The following is a 17963-nucleotide window of genomic DNA, read 5'->3' on the forward strand; positions in this document are numbered from 1 at the left end:
CAAACGGCAGGCAAGCCAGGAGCAGGACCGCACCGAGCGCGGCAAGAGAACCGCGTCGGTCGTGCCCTGAGCAACGATTACCATCGGCAGGCGCTCTGCCCGCTCGATCGGCGACTGTCCTACGATCTGGCGATAGCACGCTGGCCCTCCCTCAGTCTTCCATCAGACCTCCCGTGCGCACGCCACCAAGCTGCGCCGGGTTCGTTCACTCGCCGCGAAATACGGGCCTACGCTTCTCGCGAAACGCGCTGATTCCTTCGCCGTAATCGAAACTATCATAGACGGTGCGGCGCAGACCCTGGACGCGCTCGAAACCGCGCGGCGATACCGGGTGCGCGCCGGACAACACGCGAAGTTGCTCCTTCATCACGGCAATCGACAGTGGCGCCAACAAAGCGATGTCGTTCGCCAAGCCGTAGGTAAAGCTTTCCAACTCGGCAGCGGGGACGACGTAGTTGATTGCGCCCGCCCGCTCGGCGCGCGCGGCGGTCATCGGCTTGGCGGTGAACAACAGTTCCTTGACAATGCGAATGTTGGCCGCGTTAAGAAAAGTCAGCATTCCCGTCACGTTGTACGGTACGCCCAGTTTCGCCGGAGTAACGGCGAAAGTCGCTTCCGGCGAAGCAACGATCAAATCGCAGGCAAAAACGGTCTCGCTGGCGCCGCCCCAGACGGTCCCCTCGATCATCGCGATCACCGGCGCCGGAAAATCCTCGATCTCGCGGATCAGGTGGCGTAGCGGGTCATCCCAGCCGAGTGGATCGCGCCGGCCTTCCGGGAGCTCACCAACATCGTGCCCGGCCGACCACACCTTGACCCCGGGCATCGCGCGCAAGATCACCGCGCGCAAGCGCCGAGCGCTGAAATCGCGCAAGCCTTCGACCACCTCGTGGACCAAGGCGTCGCTCAGTGCGTTGCGCTTCTCCGGGTTGTTCAGCGTAATCGTGCCGACATTCCCGTCGACGTTCGTATTGGTAAGCGCCATTGCTGGTATCTCCTCCGGTTCGGGTCGGGACATCGCTGCGCTCGCCGCGCATCATTTGTTTCTTCTCCGCTCATCGGTCGCACCTTGCGCGACCAAGAGCGCACACTTCTTGCGTCGATCGGTCAATAGACAACGGCGAATGTCGCACGATTTTCCGACTACTGCAAGAGTGTTCTGTTTCGACCAGCGCGGCGATGCACGCGATCGGCAACGACCCCACCGACCGGCTCTCGTTCGCGTTCCGCCGCCCGCGCCTACGTCAGCAATCGGGGTGTCGGCCTGCGCGCCGTGCACCGCCTGTGCTGCAAACTGAACGTCGAGAAGCCTCCTCAACCCCACGCCAGCCCCGCTGGCTGCCCGATATCCGCTAAGCTGGCGACGCGCACGATTCCGCGCCCTTGGCTAAAGTTCGCGCCGGACCTGCCGTAGGTAGATCCGTGTTCTGCGAACCAGGTCAAGGCTCGAGGTGAGCGCTTCCTTTCTCATTGGACAAGCGCTGGCGGTGCGCACGAGCGCCCACCTCCCGCAGCAGAAGGTGGCCCTTATCAGAACAATTGCATCCAGCAAAGGGTATTTGCCATGTTCAACGGTGCAGCAGCCGAAATCATGCTGGTAGACGACACGCCTGCCAACCTCCGGCTACTCGATAATTTGCTGTGTCAACAGGGATACCGCGTCCGCCCGGCGTCAAGTGGGTCGCTGGCGCTACGCTCGGCTGCAGCCAAACCGCCGGACCTGATCCTGCTCGATGTGCGAATGCCGGAGATGGATGGGCACACGGTCTGCGAACGCCTGAAAAGCGACCCGCACACGCAATCGATACCGGTCATTTTCATCAGCGCGTCGAACGACACGGCCGACAAGGTCAAGGGCTTCGCCGTCGGCGGCGTCGACTATGTGACGAAGCCGTTTGAACCCGCAGAAGTGCTGGCTCGGGTCAATACCCACCTCGAGTTGAAGCGCTTGCGCGAAGGCCTCGAACGCCTGGCTGAAGCGCGCGCGATCGATCTGGTCAAGACGCACCGTGCCCTTGATGCGAGCGAAAAGCGCCTGCGCCTGGTGATCGAAGCGACCAGCGACGGAGTCTGGGACTGGAACGTGCGTACCGAGGAAATGTTCTTCAGCGATCGCTGGTATACGATGCTGGGCTACGAGCCCGGCGAGTTCCCGGCTGGCTACTCGGCCTGGCGCGATCGCGTCCACCCGGACGATCTGGAATCGGCCGAGGCCGTCGTTCGCGCGCATCTGGCCAACCTCGTGCCCGAGATCAACGTCGAGGCTCGCTTGCGCGCCAAGAGCGGCCTTTGGAAATGGATCAACAGTCGGGGCAAGGCCATCGAACGCGAGGCCGATGGATCGGCATTGCGCCTGGTTGGAACCAATACGGACGTCACCGCACGCAAGGAAAGCGAGGCGGCCTTGCGCGAAAACAGCATCTTCCTCAACACACTGCTCAATGCCATTCCGGCACCCGTATTCTACAAGGACACGAATGGCCACTATCTGGGTTGCAACCAGGCCTTCGCCGAATCGATCGGGCAGACGCGCTCCGATGTAGTCGGGAAAACAGCCTCTGAGCTGATGCCCGCGCAAGAGGCGGAAACGCATCGCGTCATGGACCTTGAACTCCTCGGCCAGCCGCGCCCGGCAGCCTATGAAGGTCAGACGACCGATCCTGCCGGAAGTATCCACGACGTGGTTTTCCACAAGGCCGTCTTCCTCAATTCCGACAACTGTGTCGCGGGAATCATCGGCGTCATTCTGGATATTTCCGAGCGCAAGGAGGCTGAACGAGCCCTGCGCATCAGCGAGGCATTCTATCGCTCGGTTTTCGAGAACTCTCTGTTCGGCATCGGCATTGCCGACCCGGACATGCGACTCATCCAGGTGAACCCGGCTTTCTGCAGAATGGTCGGCTACGAGAGCGACGAAATCATCAACCGGATGCGCCTGAGCGATCTGACGCATCCCGACGACCGCGAAATCGATGTTGCCGACATGCGCCGCCTGATCAACCGTGAACAGGAGGATTTCGTCGCCGAGCGACGCTGCATCGGGAAGTCGGGTGAGGTCATCGACGTGATCGCCTTCGTGCGCGCGATCCGCAGCGACACCGGAGCCTATGTCGGGAGCAGTACGACCGTCCTTGATATCACAACGCGCAAGCAGGCCGAGGCTGAACTCGAACGGCATCGCGAAAAGCTGCAGGAACTTGTCGCCGAGCGCACCGCCGAACTGCGTCACGCCATGCAACAACTCGTCCAGGCGGAGAAACTTGCCGCGCTCGGCCACCTTGTCGCCGGCGTCGCACACGAGTTGAATACACCCTTGGGCAACGTGCGCATGATGTCGACCGCCCTGGTCGAAGAGGTGAGAGCCTTCGGCCACTCGGTCGACTCGGGAGCGCTGCGTCGCTCGCAAGTCAGCAGCTTCCAGACACGCTGCAGCGAAGCCGTCGACCTGATCGAGCGGAACGCGATCCGTGCGGCTGACCTGATCGGACATTTCAAGGAAGTGGCCGTCGACCAGACGAGTGCACGCCGCCGGCGTTTTGCTCTGCGCGAAACGATCGATGAAATGCTCACCACCCTGCAACCCCAGTTCAAACGGACAGCACATCGCATCGAACTGGATATCCCTTCCGGGCTCGAGATGGACAGCTACCCGGGCCCTCTCGAGCAGGTGCTGTGCAACCTGATCAACAACTCTCTTACGCACGGCTTTGCCCGAATGGACGCGGGAACGATTCGCATCCGGGCCGAGCCAGCCGACCCGGGCAACGTAAGAATCGACTACACGGACGACGGCACGGGAATCCCGGAAGCGCTGTACAACCGCATTTTCGAACCCTTTTTTACGACGCGCCTGGGCAGCGGCGGCAGCGGGCTAGGGCTCTACATCACCTACAACCTGGTCACGGCCGTTCTTGGCGGGACGATTACCGTCTGCCCGCCGCAGGAGCGGGGAATCCGCTTTTCCATCATTCTGCCGCGTAGTCCGGCTGCCCAGCCGATTTCTGGAGCCTCGAAATGATCGACGACGAAATGATCGACGACGAACTGGTCCTGCTGAGCGACGACCTGCCGAGCTCGGGCGCCTCGCCAGCCGGCAGCCCACCTCCATGGAAGCTGCTGGTCGTCGATGACGACGACGAGGTCCACACCGTGACCCGCTTTGTTCTCGGCAATCTGCGGATCCTTGGTCGGCCGCTGCAACTCTATCACGCGTACGACAGCCGTCAGGGACGCAGCGAGTTATGCTCCCACCCAGACGTCGCTCTCGCCCTGCTCGATGTGGTCATGGAAACTGAACGTGCCGGGCTCGATCTGGTCAGCTACATTCGTGATGAATTGCACCTGAGCGAGTGTCGAATCATGCTGCGCACCGGGCAACCGGGGTACGCACCGGAACTCGCGGTAATCCAGCAATACGACATCAACGACTACCGGACCAAGGCCGAACTGACCAACACCCGACTGATCACGACGGTCAGCGCGGCCCTTCGCTCGTACCAGCAGTTGCATGCACTGGCCGAGCACCGCCGCGGACTGGAGTTGATCGTTGGTGCGGCGGCGGACCTCATGGAGCAACACGCCATCACCAACCTTGCCGAGGGAATCCTGACGCAGCTCGCAGCCTTGCTCAAACTGCCCGTCGACGGAATCGTCTGCAGTCAGCGCGGAGCACCCTTCGGCGGTGACGGTGAGAAATGCTATGTCGTCGGAGCCGCCGGGCGGCACGCTGCCTACATCGCGCGGCCGCTCGACGAGCTACCTGACCGCCGGGTTGTCCGCAGCATCCAGGTCTGTGTTGCCAAGCGGCAGCACGTCTTCGCTCCCGACCACACGGTGCTTTACCTGAAAGCTGCACCCAACCAGGAAGCGGCGATCTTCGTCGACTCGGGCAATGCGGTGGCGGCGATGGATCGCCCGCTGCTCGAAGTGTTCGTCGCCAACATCGCCGCGTGTTTCCGCAACGTCAAACTGGTCGAGCGACTGCACGACCTCGCCTTCGAAGATCAGGTGACGCGGCTCGCCAACCGCCTGCAGTACATCGCGGACCTTGAGAGCGCCGCGCGCGCGCGTCGCGACGTGATCGCTGCGCTGATCGACATTGATCATTTCGCCGATCTGAATGATGGCCTGGGCCCTGATGTTGGCGACCTGCTGCTGATTGCCTTTGCCACGCGCCTGCGTGAACACCTGGGCGACGGATGCCGGCTGGCGCGCATCGGAGCCGACGTTTTCGGCGTTCTGGGCTCCGCGTCGGTCGTCAATGCCGACCATCTCGGCGCTCTCTGCTATGAGCCTTTCGAGGTCGGCGAGTATCAGTTGCCGATCACTGTGAGTATCGGTCTTTGCCGCCACTTCGAGGAAAGTGCGACCGGTCTGACGCTGCTCAAGCGGGTCAATATCGCACTCAACCGAGCCAAGCGCAGCTTCTCCTCGCACTACGAGGACTATCGACCGGAGCTCGAGGAGAATACCCGCTGGCGCGTCGAAGTTCTTCGCCAACTGCGGCAGGATTTTCAGGCGGGCAAGCTGGAGGTCTGGTACCAGCCGCAAGTTGCTCTGGCGAGTCATACGGTCACCGGCCTTGAAGCCCTGGTGCGTTGGCCCAACGGGAAAGGGGGCTTCACGCAAACGCCAGATGTCTTCATTCCCCTCGCCGAGTACTCGGGGCTGATCGTGCAGATCGGCGTCTGGGTGCTTGAACAGGCCTGTGCCGAACACGTCCGGCTCGCCCAGAACGGTTTCACCGGACTGACGATGGCGGTCAATGTCAGCATTGGCCAGTTCCGCAAGGCCGGCTTCGTCGACGATGTCGCGCGTGCTCTGAAAAACAGCGGCATGCCCGCCGAACTTCTCGAACTGGAGATCACTGAAAGCATCGCCATGGATGAGCCCAGGATCGTGCGGCAGAGCCTGGACGCCCTCAAGCAGATGGGCGTGCGCATCGCCATCGATGATTTCGGTACCGGCTTCTCGTCACTCGGGCAGCTGCAGAACCTGCCAATCGATCGCCTGAAGATAGACCGCACTTTCATTCAGGAAATTGCCCAGGAGAAGCGAGGTCTGTACGCGGAGACGATTGTTGGCCTGGCCGGTGACCTGAAGGTCCAATCGGTCGCCGAAGGTGTCGAAACGCCCGAGCAGGCTGCCGTCCTGCGTCGCCTCGGTTGCACCACGGTGCAGGGATGGCTGTATGGACGTGCACTACCACGCGCCGAACTCGACCGCTGGTTGCGCTCGCCGCCGCTCGAGGTAACCGTCGGCCACCAGCCACTCGCCTAGGTCGGCACCCGCGCCGGCGCCGCTTGCCCGGCGCACGCCACGCTGAGCGCTGACTGAGCGGCGGACGGGCCCGCGAGTGACCGGCAGATTTGGCGCAAACCGCCGGTCAGTGCTCGCTCGACTTGTTGTAAAAGGCGAAAATCGCCTTGATCCGGGCTTGCTCGATCGCCGTCGGGCGCTCGAATTCAACGCCACACAGGAAGCGATCGCCGTCGACACGCTGCCAGCGCACCTGCGCGTTGATCGCCACCGGTTGCTGCCGTCGGTACTGATCGAGATCCGGCTGCGGCAGAAAGACCGACAACCGCAGGCGTGCGTTCTCGGGCAATCGGCGACTCATGACCAGCCGCGCCCCGGTCAGGCTGACATCCATCGCCAGGCACTCCAAACTGGCTCCGCTCTCGGTGTCGACACGGGTCAACACACCCCGTTCGAGGCGCGGATAGGCGCGCCTTTCGTCATTCGCCGCGGTCGCGATCAGCGTCTGCCGATTGAAGTTGAAGCCCGCCATCAGATCGTTCAGGTCGCACGACGCCTGGTGCAGATCGGCGCCGATGTGAGCGGTCGCCTCGACCTTGGCCGCACTGTCAGCCAGCGTGGCAAAGAGGTGTTTGAGCAATGCACCAAGCTGCTCGATCTGCGTCATCTGGTGGCGGCTTTCTTCGGCGATAGCGTCGTTGCTGCGCGCCGCCTTGGATACGCCAGCGGCCATCGAGTTGATGGCCTTGGCCGTTTCGCCAGCCACCTGCTGGCTACGCTCAACCCGCGCCACGAGCGCCTGCATCGCCTGCTGCAGATCCTGAACGCGGCTGGTGATCTCGCCAACGATCTCGCCCACCTTGAGCGACGATGAAGCGGTTCGCTCGGCGAGCTTGCGCACTTCGTCGGCGACCACGGCAAAGCCGCGCCCCTGCTCGCCCGCACGCGCGGCCTCGATCGCCGCGTTGAGCGCCAGCAGGTTGGTTTGCCCGGCAATTTCGCGAATCGCCTCGATGATCTGCGTGATCTTGTCGGCCGCGTGGCTGAGCTCGGTCACCTCGCCCGCCGCGCGACTAACCTCACCGGTTACGCTGTCGAGTTCGGCAATGTTGCGTTCGACGGCACCCACTCCGTCATGCGCCTGTTGCTCGACTTGGCGGGTTCGCTCGGCGGCAGTCTCGGCCTGCTGCTTCACCCCGTCGGCAATCTGCGTCAGACTCTGCGTCGCTTCGGCGACCGCAGCCGAGCGGCTTTCTTCCAGGCGTGTCGTCTCGGCAATATCCGTCGAGATGGTCGAAATCTGAAAAGCGGACTGCCCCATGTGGCGGCCGCTCTCCTCGATGCTGACCAGGATGTGCACGAGCTTGCGATGCATCACCTGCATCGCCGAAAGCAGACTGGTCGTGTCGGCCGCGGCGACCGAAACCTCGTGCGCCAAGTCGCCCTCGGCAATCCTGCGGGCAATTTCGGCGGCTTGACTGGGTTCGCCGCCGATCTGGCGCAGGATGTCGCGAATCAGACGGTAGCCGACGAGCAGTGTGAGCCCAACCGCCAGCAGCGTCAGTCCGAGCGAAGCGACCATCATCAGGCGTGCATCCGCACGACGCGCTGCCGCCAGGTTGACCAGGTCGACCGCCAGCTTGTCTTCAACCTTCTTGAGGAGATCGATCCGCTCGGTCGATCTGCCAAACCACGCCTTGGCGTCCATACCAAGCGACGGATTCTGCGCATTCTCGATCGCCGCCTGCTTGATCCTGACCACCTCATCGACCGCCGGACCGCTCACCTGACTGGCAAAATAGGACGTCTGCGACGCGTCGGCATAAAGCTGAAAGACTTCGAACCAGGTCTGCTGCGCCGACGAAATGCCCAGAAAGCGGACGAACATCTCGGGAGCGAAGCGGTCGACGCCGAAGACATTCGACAGGGTTGCTCGTTCGATTCCGGCAAACTCCTTGCCACGCAGCAATGCGTTGTAGGCGCTCGCAACGCGCGCCACATCCGTCTCACTCGACATCGATGGAGACTGGCCGACGACCGCCAGCAGGCTGCCTATCGTCTTGCTGTAAAAGGCGATGGCTTGCGAACCGCTGAGCCGCAGGTCGGAAACCGACTGGCGCGTGGTGACGAGCTCGGTGAGCTGTCGACCGGCTTCGGCGAGATGCGCCTGCAAGCGCTGGTCGAACCGTCCGGCATTGAACTCTGCCAGCTGTGCGCTGAAGCCCGTTCTCTTGGTATCGACTTCGCTTCGCTGCTGCGGCAGCTCGCTGGCGAAATTCGTCCCCTTGCTGCCGATGAACCCGGCGCTCATCCCGCGCTCTTTCTGCAGCTCGTGCACCAGAGCGCCGATCGCCGCCGCCAGCCTGGCCAGATCCTCGACATCCTCCATTTCACGGGCGCGCGAGGTGTTCTCCAGCGTGGCGCGCCCGGCGAACAGAATGAGGCAAAAAAGGGGGACAAGGGCGAGAAGGAGGAGCCTGAACTTGAGCGACATCGACCAATCCTGAGAGCCTGGTTTCCGGTCTGAAATAAGCCTAGCAAAGCACCCGCAGCAGACTTCTGACCAGCACGGCAAGGCGCGAAGGTGGCAACGTCTGGGCTTGCCGCGTTAGTATAGAGTGTTGATCTAACGGGGTCAAACCAGATCCAACCGAGGCACGGGCGGGGCTTCCCCCGGGCCGCGGCGACGCTTGCTCCAGGGCTATCTGTGGTCTCCCCGAAAACTGCCAAACGGGCGTGCTGCAGGTCTTGAAATCTGCCCCGACGCCCCCACTTGCCGGTCTAATGCTTGCTCCGCGTCGCTTCCGCCGCGAGCACATCCGCTTTCCTCAACGTTTCTGACGGAGTTTTGCATGGGTGCACAAAAGGAAACGCTCGGTTTCCAGGCCGAAGTCAAGCAACTGCTCAACCTGATGATCCACTCGCTGTACAGCAACAAAGAGATCTTCCTGCGCGAGCTGATTTCGAATGCCTCCGACGCCTGCGACCGCCTGCGCTTCGAGGCGCTGAACAACACAAGTCTTTATGGCGACGATGCCGAACTGAAGATCCGCGTTGCTTTCGACAAGGAGGCGCACACGCTGACAATCAGTGACAACGGGATTGGCCTCTCGCGCGACGAAGCAGTCCAGCATCTGGGGACGATCGCCAAGTCCGGCACACGCGAGTTCTTCTCGGCCCTGACCGGCGACCAAGCGAAAGATGCGCACCTGATCGGACAGTTCGGCGTCGGCTTCTACTCGTCGTACATCGTTGCCGACAAGGTCACGGTGATTTCCCGGCGAGCCGGCCTGGAGGCCAGTCAGGCCGTGCGCTGGGAGTCTTCCGGCGAGGGCGACTTCACCGTTGAAATGATCGAGCGTGCTCAACGTGGCACCGAAGTGACACTGCACCTGCGGAGCGGCGAGGACGAATTCCTCTCGAACTGGAAGTTGCGCTCGATCATTCGCAAGTACTCCGACCACATCACGCTACCCATAGTGATGAAGAAGGAGGAGTGGAACGACGAGAAGAAGGAGCACGTACAGACCGACGAAGACGAAACTGTCAACCAGGCGTCGGCGCTCTGGACGCGCCCAAAATCGGAGATCAGCGACGAACAATACAACGAGTTCTACAAGCACGTCGCGCACGACTTCGACGAGCCGCTGGCGCACGTGCATGCGCGCGTCGAGGGCAAGCAGGAGTACACGCAACTGCTCTACATTCCGTCGAAAGCGCCTTTCGACCTGTTCGACCGGACGGCCCGGCACGGCATCAAGCTCTACGTTCGGCGTGTTTTCATCATGGACGATGCCGAGCAACTGATGCCGCTCTACTTGCGCTTCGTGCGTGGCGTCGTCGACTCGAACGACCTGCCGCTCAATGTTTCGCGCGAGATCCTGCAACAGTCACGCGATATCGAGACGATACGCGGAGGTTGCGTCAAGCGCGTGCTCGGCATGCTCGAAGCACTGGCCGACAGCGATGAAGCTGCCGATCGCGAGAAGTACGGCAAGTTCTGGAAGGAGTTCGGTCGCGTCCTCAAGGAAGGCGTTGGCGAAGACTTCGCCAACAAGGAGCGAATTGCCAAGCTGCTGCGCTTCGCTTCGACGCACGCCGATACCGCTGACGAAACGGTCTCGCTCGCCGACTATGTGTTGCGCATGAAGGAAGGACAGGAAAAGATCTACTACGTCACGGCGGAAACCTTTACCGCCGCCAAGCACAGCCCCCACCTGGAAATCTTCCGCAAGAAGGGAATCGAAGTCCTGTTGCTGTCGGAACGCGTCGACGAATGGGTGACCGGCAATCTCACCGAATTCGACGGGAAGCCGCTGCAGTCGGTCGCCAAGGGTGGGCTCGACCTGGGCAAGCTGGAAGATGCAGCCGAGAAGGAGGCTGCCGAGAAAGCCGCCGACGAGTACAAGGAGCTGATCGATAAAGTAAAGACGACGCTGGGCGAGAAGGTGAAGGACGTGCGCGTCACGCATCGCCTGACCGACTCGCCGTCGTGCCTGGTCGCCGATGAGTACGACATCGGCGGCAACCTGCAGCGCATTCTGAAGGCAGCCGGGCAGCAAGCGCCGGCGAGCAAACCGATTCTCGAGATCAACCCGACGCATCCGGCAGTACAGCGCCTCAAGTACGAAGAGACACGCTTCGCCGATTGGGCCAACCTCCTGCTCGAACAGGCAACGCTGGCCGAGGGCGGAACCCTCGACGACCCGGCCGGCTTCGTCCGCCGGATCAACGACCTGATGCTCGCGCTCTCACTCGGTAGCGGCCGCTGATGGGCGACGGCGGGCCGCCGCTTCTGCACGGCCTGCCGCCGATCATCGACCCCGGCATACGGACGCTGATCCTGGGCAGCTTCCCTTCGCCGGCTTCACTGGCGGCACAGCAGTACTATGCACATGCCAGGAATCAGTTCTGGCGCCTGCTGAGCGCGCTGCTCGGCGAAGCGCTGGTCGAACTCGACTACCCGAGGCGGAAATCGCGCCTGCTCGCCAGCGGCATCGGCGTCTGGGACGTCTATGCCCGCTGCCGGCGGTCTGGTGCACTCGACTCGGCGATCGAAGCTGGCGAAACGAATGACTTCTCGTGCCTTGGCGAACTCGCCCCGCAGCTACAGCACATCGCCTTCAACGGCCAGGCGGCCGGTCGATTCGCCCCCTGGTTCGCCGCGCGTGGTTTCACCGCGGCCATTCTTCCTTCGAGCAGTCCAGCCTATACGCTGGCTTTCGAAAAGAAGTTGGCGCGCTGGGCGACTGCTGGCATCGGAAGCGCTACGCGCAGCGCGTGATCAGGCGCGCGGCAAGCGCACGCCCAGCCAGATTGAGCCAAAACCGGCGGGCGTGTCACTTGCCGGGGAGCAAAGCATCGCGCAAGCACTGGCGGTGCTCCGGGCCAATCTTGTCCCGGCATTGTTCACGCGCTTTCTGGTGCAGCGCACAGCGCGCTGGGTCGATCGACTGGCTGCAATCAACCGGCGGCATGCGGTCTTGCACGCATAGCTTGAACTGCGCCCCGGTCGAATCACCGCAGGCAGCGTACGCCTGTTTGCGCGCCTCGCACTGCTGCGGGTTGCGCGCCTGGCTGCAGTCGGTCTTCTGCGCCTGAGCCAGCATACATTGCCGGCGTGCCGGGCCGAAGCTGTCCTTGCACGCCTCGAGCATCCGGCGATGAGCTGCCTGACGAGCCTGGCACTGCTCCGGATCGCCCGCGCGCAGACAATTGCCTGGCGACCGCATGCCGGGTCGCATGCCACCCATGCCGGCGCCCGGGCCCATTCCTGGGCCCATTCCTGGACCCATTCCGGCACCCATCCCCGGCTGCGTGCCGCCCATTCCGCCCATTCCTGGCCCAGGCTGGGCAGCAGCCTGAAGCGTGAGGAGGGCACCGGAAAGCATGAGAACGATCAGTGAGGACTTGTACATGGCTATCTCCTTCTGGCTGTAGGGGAGCGGTCGGCATTTCAACGCGATGGACAGCCGGGCCATCCGCCAAAACAGGCCTATCTTACACCCGCGAAAAGTTCGCCAGCGACGCTTTGCTGTCCGCCTGCCGCGGCGGAACTTTGACCGCTGCACGGGCCACCACGCTGCGGCAATGCCCTCTCGGCAGGAACGACCGGCGGGCCGAACACAGCGTAGAATCCGCGCATCGTGAGCCCACCGCCGACCCTGAATTCCTTGAGCCAGTCCGCTGCGCCATACGCTTCGCCGCTCTTCGCGCCATTGCGCCAATGGCTCGACATGCTTCCGCCGCACCCTGACCAACGAGCGCTGTCGCGCCTGGCGGAACGCTATCCAGTGTTTGCCGCGAGCGGCCAACGCATCCGATTCAGCCGGCCGTACGCCGATGGCCGTGCTTACGAAGAGCGCATCTGGGAGACCGGCAACGTCGAAACGCGTAGCGACAACTGGCACGACTTCTTCAACGGGCTTGTCTGGTTGACCTTCCCAAAAAGCAAGGCGACGATCAACGCCGCGCATGTCGCCGCACCGCCAGCGCAAGGATCAGCCCGAGGAAGCGCGCGCGACGCGTTGACGCATTTCGATGAATGCGGAATTGTCGTTCTCGCCACACGCCCAGAACTGCTCGAACTGTTGCGCTCCTTCTGCTGGAAGACCTTGTTCGTTGACCGGCGCAGCGACGTTATCGCGGCCATGCGTTTTGTTGTCTTTGGCCATGCCACCTACCATTCGCTGCTCGCACCCTTTTTCGGCCTGACGGCAAAGTCGGTGCTCTACGTCGTCGAAGATGACTGCCTGCGCCTTTCCGCTGGGCCCTTGACTGCGATGCTCGACGCACGCCTGGCCGCCGATCTGGCAGCCGGCGTGTATTCCCGGCCGCGCGATTTCCAGCCCTTGCCGTTGCTCGGTATTCCAGGTGTCGTTGCCGCAAACGAATGCGCCGACTACTACGACGACACCCGCCAGTTCCGAGCCGGCCGCCGCTGCGCCGGCAACGCCGTGACGAGAAGCTGAGAGGGTCGCCTCAACCCTGGTTCGCCGCCTGCAATGCCTGGCAGATGGCGCCCGTAATCCCCGGCTGGTCGGCGTGCTGCCGCTCCGCCAACGCCGGCAACGACGGCCAGCCGTTGTCCGCCCAGTCGAGGCCAGCAAATCGGCGCGCCGCCGCGTAGCGCGGAATGACATGAAAATGAACCTGGTGGTCGACCATCATGAGCATCAGATAGTTAACGATGTCGTAAGCGAAGGCAGCCCGCAATGACTTTTCGACGAACCCGATCAGTTCGCCGAGTTCGGCCATTTCGTCGCCGCGCACCTGCGCAAAGCACTCGGCATGGCGATTGAGCGACAAGATTCCCGCGCCGAGCGTCGGCTGGGCTGGCCGTACCGACCATGACCACGCCTTCGTCTGGGCAATCAGCAGTTCCTCGACCTGAAACTTGCTGCGAAACTCGGCCAGCAGGCGGGCCTCGTTTTGGCCTTCGCTCATCATCTGTCTCCTCCCTCCCGAGAAATCGGGGCAGCCATCACCCATATTGCCAGTTCGCCCCGGAAAAGCGCTGGAACATCCACCGTGTCGTCCGCCGCGCAGGCGCTGCAGGCTCCGGTCTGGACAAGACCCGACGACCGACGCCGAGAGACCCTCGGGGCTGCAAAGAGGGTCTCTGGACAGCGCCCACCGCACAACGACGCAATGGGCGGAACAATCGCCGACCTACTTCTCGAACGGCGTCGGCCGTGGCGTGGTGTCGGCTGACGGCGGCAGCAGCGGAAGCCTGAAGCTCGGCTGTTCGCCAGTCAAGGTCTTCAGGAAGGCAACGATCTTCGCGTTTTCCTCGGGAGAAAACTTCCGGCCAAGCTGCACGCGGCCCATCGTATCCACTGCTTCAGATAGCGTGTCGGCTGCCCCGTCGTGGAAGTACGGATAGGTCAGCTCGACGTTGCGCAGGGTCGGCACCTTGAAGCTGAAGCGGTCGGCATCCTTCCCGGTGACCGCGACACGCCCCTCGGCCGGGCTCGAGGCCTTGTAGGGCTCGACCACGCCCATCTTCTGGAACGAGTTGCCACCGACTGCGGAACCATTGTGGCAGGCAACGCAGCCGCTGTCCTTGAACAGGGCGTAGCCTTCCAGTTCGCTCTTGCTCAAGGCCTTACGGTTCCCTTTCAGCCATTGATCGAAACGAGAGTTCGGCGTCGCCAGGGTTTCTTCAAAAGCGGCGATGGCCTGCGTGATACGATCGATATCGACCTTGTCCGAACCGAACACCTGCCTGAACTCAGCGGCATAGCCGGGAATCGACTGCAGGACGGCGACCGCCAGTTCATGCGTAAACGCCATTTCACCCGGATTTGCGATCGGACCGCCAGCCTGCGCTTTCAGATCCTTCGCCCTTCCGTCCCAGAACTGCGCAAGGTTGAGGCTCGAGTTGAGCACGGTGGGAGAGTTGATCGGCCCCTTCTGCCAGTTGTGGCCAATCGAGGACTTCAAATTGTCGGAGCCGCCCATCGAAAGGTTGTGGCACGAGTTGCAGGAAATGAAACCGGATTTGGAAAGGCGTGGATCGAAGTAGAGTTTCTTGCCGAGTTCGACCATCGCCGGATTGGTAATCTTTGCCGGTGCAATGGGTTGGATCGGCTCATCGGCCGCTGCCGAGGCAAGGGTGTAACTGCCGAGCATGGACAGGCAGATGACCAGAGTACGTACTCTCATGAGGACTCCCAGGCTGATTTATGGATGTATTCGCCTGGCTGCGCCAAGCGGGCGCGCGACTGTCTGCTCGGCAGGGCGCCAAACATCCACCATGCGTAGAAGGGAGAATAACCGCAGGGCGCCAGCCCGCATCTTGATCTAAATCAAAGACACCCTAGAAAAGGGGGGCGCACAGACCGCGCCTGCTCGGACCCGTAGCGCGCTTGCCCGCCGCCGACCGCAGCCGCACCAGCTACAGGCCGAGACGCCCCGGGGTATGGAAGATCCGGTCGATCGCCTCCAGCCCGAAAGCCTGGACATGGTCGAGCAGACCGGTCGCGAAGCCCGCGGGCCGGGTGCCGGTCGCTTCTTCCCAGAGATTGGCCAGATCGAGTGGCGAGAGCGGACGACAAGCGTCTTCGACCAAGTGCAGGTTCGCCTGAAAACCCTCGTGCCAACACTTGCCGGCAGCGTAACGCTCGCCAATGTGGCCAATCTCGCGCTGAGCGTCGGCGGCCGCCAGCGCCAGCCAGACGCCCTCGGCGGTGCACGCGAAAGCACTGCCGTCGGTCAGGGGGGCGAGCCGTGCCTGAAGTTGCTCTGCTGCGGAAAGAGCGAGGCAAAAGCTGATGGTTCTGGATTGCGGGAGAAACGGGAGAATCCGGTTGGCGATCACCCACGAATCAAAAAGCTGGGTACCGTGCAAAATCTGGTCGATCAGCTCGCCATCCCTGGCGCTCTCGTGCACCGCTTGCGCCAGCAGCAATGGGGCGCTCTGCGACCAGTCGAATGAGACGAGGTTCATGCGAAACTCCTTGATGACGCCAATTGGCCGCACCCGACAGCCAACGCCGCGCGGCGCAGCAGCGGGCCGGCAAGCGGCCCGCTCGCGCTCGAACTAGCTGCTGCCGCGCCGTCTACGCGATGCCGCGAGGCCGGCCAGCCCAAGGCCGAGGAGCCCGAGCGAGGCCGGCTCCGGAATCAGGAAGCCGCGAATCTCGCCACTGGGGAATGCGTCCGTGTGAATGTTGAGGTAAGCCTTGCGCGCCGCCAAGCCAGCGCCAAGCGCGGCTTCGGCAGTCGCCACGCTGCCACCATTGTTGGTGACAAAAGTTGGATTGTAGGACGCCGCCTGTGTCAGGTCAAAAGTCTGGTCGTAGCTACCTGCCTGGACACCCAGCAAGAAGCCGCCAAAACTCGGCAACTGCGTCGCCACACCGACCGCCCCGGTCGCCGGTAAAGCTGTGCAGCAGTGGATGTGTGCGGCCGTCGTCCTGCCGAGCAGGCCCGAGTAGTTGATCACCACCCGCAGGGTATGGGCCAGATCGTCGAAGAAGACCTCCGCCGTTCCAGTCCCGGGCGAGTTGTTCGGCGTCGCCTCGGCCGGCCCGCTGAGCAACGCCCGGTATTCGATAACCGTCGCCAGCGCCGGTGTCGAGCTGACAGCAGCCCCGACACACAACAAACCGGCAACCAGGGTGGTACTGAACCGCAGTTTCATTTTCATAGTCTCCTCCGTCCTCTTCGTTTGGTCTCCAGTTGGTACGGGTTGCCCACGCACAGTTGCGTGCTCTGTGAAGCACGTTCCATGCCGGGATAATCTTGAGCAAACTAATCAGGTATTTGTTCGGCCAAACCGTGCTGCTCCAGCCGCATGTGTAAGAAAAGTCGACACCCGAAGGCCAACAGCACACCCACACAAGCTGCCACTACACCGCGGGCGCGGCGTGCGGCTTACCCGCACTCAGCCCTGCACCTGCTCGTCAGCGAGGACCAGTTGCCTGAGTTCGCTCCAATGCGCCAACGCATCGCGTTCACCAAGAGCGATCAGTGCATTGACAAAGCCCGGCTCGAACAAGAGGTAACTCGCCAGAGTTCCGCCACTTCCCTTGAGCACGCCGAGCGCCGCCAACGCCCGCCGAACTCCCAGTGGCAACTCATCGGTATGCTCTTGCGCCAGCGCGTCGAGCGAGCAACTCGGCGCAATGGAGAGAACATCGAGCGGCCGGTAAGCCATCGCCGCAGCCGCCTCCGCCGGCAGTCGGCTGATCGTTTCAGCGACGCGCGCCGTCTGTTCGATGTCCGCCTGCAACGTGTCGTGGAAAACGCTCGCCATCACATGCCCAGCCATGCCGCCCAAGGTCGGGCCGCGCCGCTGGGCGGTCGTCGCCTCGCCCGGCACCTCCCAGTTCTCTGGTTGTCCGACGCCAACGACGAGCACCCGGCTTGCGCCCAAATGCCAGGCCGGCGAGAGCGGTGCGATCTGGCGCATGGCGCCGTCGCCGAAGTGCTCCTCGCGCCCGTCCACGCGCAGCGCCGCGGACGGAAACAGGAAGGGGATGGCGCTCGAGGCGATCAGGTGCTCGATGGTCAGCGGCTGAAAGTCGGCCCGCCGACCGGGATGCGACCAGGGCTGGAAAAGCTCTCGGCGCGCCGTCTGGCAGAAGGTCCAATGGACGCCGCTCGAATAGCTCGAAGCGGTTACCGCCAGCGCATCGATCGCCCGCGTGCGCAGCGCGTGCTCGACGCCGTCGAGGCGAATCCCGGCGCGCAACATCTCGCGCAGTGGCGTGCTGTCGAGCATTGCCCCGTGCGCCTGAATGTGCCGCGAGAGGCTGACGATCGCGGCAAAGCGATGAACGCGCGCCCAAGCGGGCACCGATAAGCGGTAAACGTCGGTCGAGCGCAGGCGGCTCCAGAAAGCAGCCAGCTCGTCGAAGGCTGCCAGCCCGGCAGCGGCACGCCCAGCCAGAAACGCTGCGTTGATCGCGCCAGCCGAAGTGCCGATCAGAATCTGGAAGGGAAAACAGGCGCCTGCTGCGCTGCCCCGGGGACTGTGCTGGCCGGGCGAGGCGCGCAGGAGTTCTACCAGCGCACGCAGGACGCCGACCTGATACGCCGTACGCGCTCCGCCACCCATCAGCACGAGCGCCACAGTTGGCCGCTCGCGGCGTTGCATGCCAGCGTGAATCAAGGTAACCAGGCTCATGTCACGCTACTTGGTAAGCAAGCCCGGCTTGCCCCGCGCCCATCGCGAGCGCGGCCTGACGGACTGGAGT

The 17963-nt window shown here is 63.0% G+C and carries 13 protein-coding genes; 5 read left to right on the top strand and 8 right to left on the bottom strand.

Features of this window, described 5'->3' with window-relative positions:
* Positions 1-205: 205 nt before the first annotated feature.
* Positions 206-985, bottom strand: coding sequence for a methylmalonyl-CoA decarboxylase (gene scpB, locus Q1L59_RS06450; protein ID WP_300329681.1), 780 nt, complete (start codon positions 983-985; stop codon positions 206-208).
* 579 nt (positions 986-1564) lie between these two features.
* Here scpB and Q1L59_RS06455 point away from each other — a divergent pair.
* Entirely contained in the window at positions 1565-4018 is a 2454-nt protein-coding gene (locus Q1L59_RS06455; protein ID WP_300329683.1) for a PAS domain S-box protein, read from the top strand.
* Positions 4015-6279, top strand: coding sequence for an EAL domain-containing protein (locus tag Q1L59_RS06460; protein WP_300329686.1), 2265 nt, complete (start codon positions 4015-4017; stop codon positions 6277-6279). The genes Q1L59_RS06455 and Q1L59_RS06460 overlap by 4 nt, the downstream gene beginning before the upstream one ends.
* A 106-nt stretch (positions 6280-6385) precedes the next feature.
* On the opposite strand, the gene Q1L59_RS06465 is transcribed toward Q1L59_RS06460, so the two are convergent.
* On the bottom strand, positions 6386-8752 hold the full coding sequence (locus Q1L59_RS06465) for a nitrate- and nitrite sensing domain-containing protein (protein WP_300329689.1): 2367 nt from the start codon (positions 8750-8752) through the stop codon (positions 6386-6388).
* A 358-nt stretch (positions 8753-9110) separates the two neighbouring features.
* Between Q1L59_RS06465 and htpG the strand changes: the two genes are divergently transcribed.
* Entirely contained in the window at positions 9111-11030 is a 1920-nt protein-coding gene (gene htpG, locus Q1L59_RS06470) for a molecular chaperone HtpG (protein ID WP_300329692.1), read from the top strand.
* Positions 11030-11542, top strand: coding sequence for a DNA-deoxyinosine glycosylase (locus Q1L59_RS06475; RefSeq protein WP_300329695.1), 513 nt, complete (start codon positions 11030-11032; stop codon positions 11540-11542). The genes htpG and Q1L59_RS06475 overlap by 1 nt, the downstream gene beginning before the upstream one ends.
* 55 nt (positions 11543-11597) lie before the next feature.
* Here the strand turns inward: Q1L59_RS06475 and Q1L59_RS06480 are convergent, their stop codons facing one another.
* Positions 11598-12176, bottom strand: coding sequence for a hypothetical protein (locus tag Q1L59_RS06480; protein ID WP_300329698.1), 579 nt, complete (start codon positions 12174-12176; stop codon positions 11598-11600).
* 228 nt (positions 12177-12404) lie between these two features.
* Between Q1L59_RS06480 and Q1L59_RS06485 the strand changes: the two genes are divergently transcribed.
* Entirely contained in the window at positions 12405-13229 is an 825-nt protein-coding gene (locus Q1L59_RS06485) for a DUF3025 domain-containing protein (protein ID WP_300329700.1), read from the top strand.
* Between the two features lie 10 nt (positions 13230-13239).
* Here the strand turns inward: Q1L59_RS06485 and Q1L59_RS06490 are convergent, their stop codons facing one another.
* The 5 genes from Q1L59_RS06490 to Q1L59_RS06510 form a co-directional block, all read right to left on the bottom strand.
* Positions 13240-13704 carry an HIT family protein gene (locus Q1L59_RS06490; RefSeq protein WP_300329703.1) on the bottom strand — a complete coding sequence of 155 codons (465 nt, stop codon included), beginning with the start codon at positions 13702-13704 and terminating at the stop codon, positions 13240-13242.
* Between the two features lie 225 nt (positions 13705-13929).
* Entirely contained in the window at positions 13930-14925 is a 996-nt protein-coding gene (locus Q1L59_RS06495) for a cytochrome-c peroxidase (protein ID WP_300329706.1), read from the bottom strand.
* 232 nt (positions 14926-15157) lie between these two features.
* On the bottom strand, positions 15158-15709 hold the full coding sequence (locus Q1L59_RS06500; protein WP_300329708.1) for a hypothetical protein: 552 nt from the start codon (positions 15707-15709) through the stop codon (positions 15158-15160).
* A gap of 93 nt (positions 15710-15802) precedes the next feature.
* A complete protein-coding gene (locus Q1L59_RS06505) occupies positions 15803-16405 on the bottom strand; it encodes a CHRD domain-containing protein (protein WP_300329711.1) in 603 nt (200 codons plus the stop codon).
* Between the two features lie 243 nt (positions 16406-16648).
* Entirely contained in the window at positions 16649-17893 is a 1245-nt protein-coding gene (locus Q1L59_RS06510; protein ID WP_300329713.1) for a patatin-like phospholipase family protein, read from the bottom strand.
* Positions 17894-17963: the final 70 nt, after the last annotated feature.

The sequence above is a fragment of the Accumulibacter sp. genome (genome assembly GCF_029255125.1).
Taxonomy (GTDB): Bacteria; Pseudomonadota; Gammaproteobacteria; order Burkholderiales; family Rhodocyclaceae; genus Accumulibacter.

Excerpts from the sequence above, each read along its gene's own strand:
- Q1L59_RS06455 (WP_300329683.1), top strand. The coding sequence starts at position 1,565 with ATGTTCAACGGTGCAGCAGCCGAAATCATGCTGGTAGACGACACGCCT.
- Q1L59_RS06465 (WP_300329689.1), bottom strand. The coding sequence starts at position 8,752 with ATGTCGCTCAAGTTCAGGCTCCTCCTTCTCGCCCTTGTCCCCCTTTTT.
- scpB (WP_300329681.1), bottom strand. The coding sequence starts at position 985 with ATGGCGCTTACCAATACGAACGTCGACGGGAATGTCGGCACGATTACG.
- Q1L59_RS06510 (WP_300329713.1), bottom strand. The coding sequence starts at position 17,893 with ATGAGCCTGGTTACCTTGATTCACGCTGGCATGCAACGCCGCGAGCGG.
- Q1L59_RS06480 (WP_300329698.1), bottom strand. The coding sequence starts at position 12,176 with ATGTACAAGTCCTCACTGATCGTTCTCATGCTTTCCGGTGCCCTCCTC.
- htpG (WP_300329692.1), top strand. The coding sequence starts at position 9,111 with ATGGGTGCACAAAAGGAAACGCTCGGTTTCCAGGCCGAAGTCAAGCAA.
- Q1L59_RS06505 (WP_300329711.1), bottom strand. The coding sequence starts at position 16,405 with ATGAAACTGCGGTTCAGTACCACCCTGGTTGCCGGTTTGTTGTGTGTC.
- Q1L59_RS06500 (WP_300329708.1), bottom strand. The coding sequence starts at position 15,709 with ATGAACCTCGTCTCATTCGACTGGTCGCAGAGCGCCCCATTGCTGCTG.
- Q1L59_RS06475 (WP_300329695.1), top strand. The coding sequence starts at position 11,030 with ATGGGCGACGGCGGGCCGCCGCTTCTGCACGGCCTGCCGCCGATCATC.
- Q1L59_RS06460 (WP_300329686.1), top strand. The coding sequence starts at position 4,015 with ATGATCGACGACGAAATGATCGACGACGAACTGGTCCTGCTGAGCGAC.
- Q1L59_RS06495 (WP_300329706.1), bottom strand. The coding sequence starts at position 14,925 with ATGAGAGTACGTACTCTGGTCATCTGCCTGTCCATGCTCGGCAGTTAC.
- Q1L59_RS06490 (WP_300329703.1), bottom strand. The coding sequence starts at position 13,704 with ATGAGCGAAGGCCAAAACGAGGCCCGCCTGCTGGCCGAGTTTCGCAGC.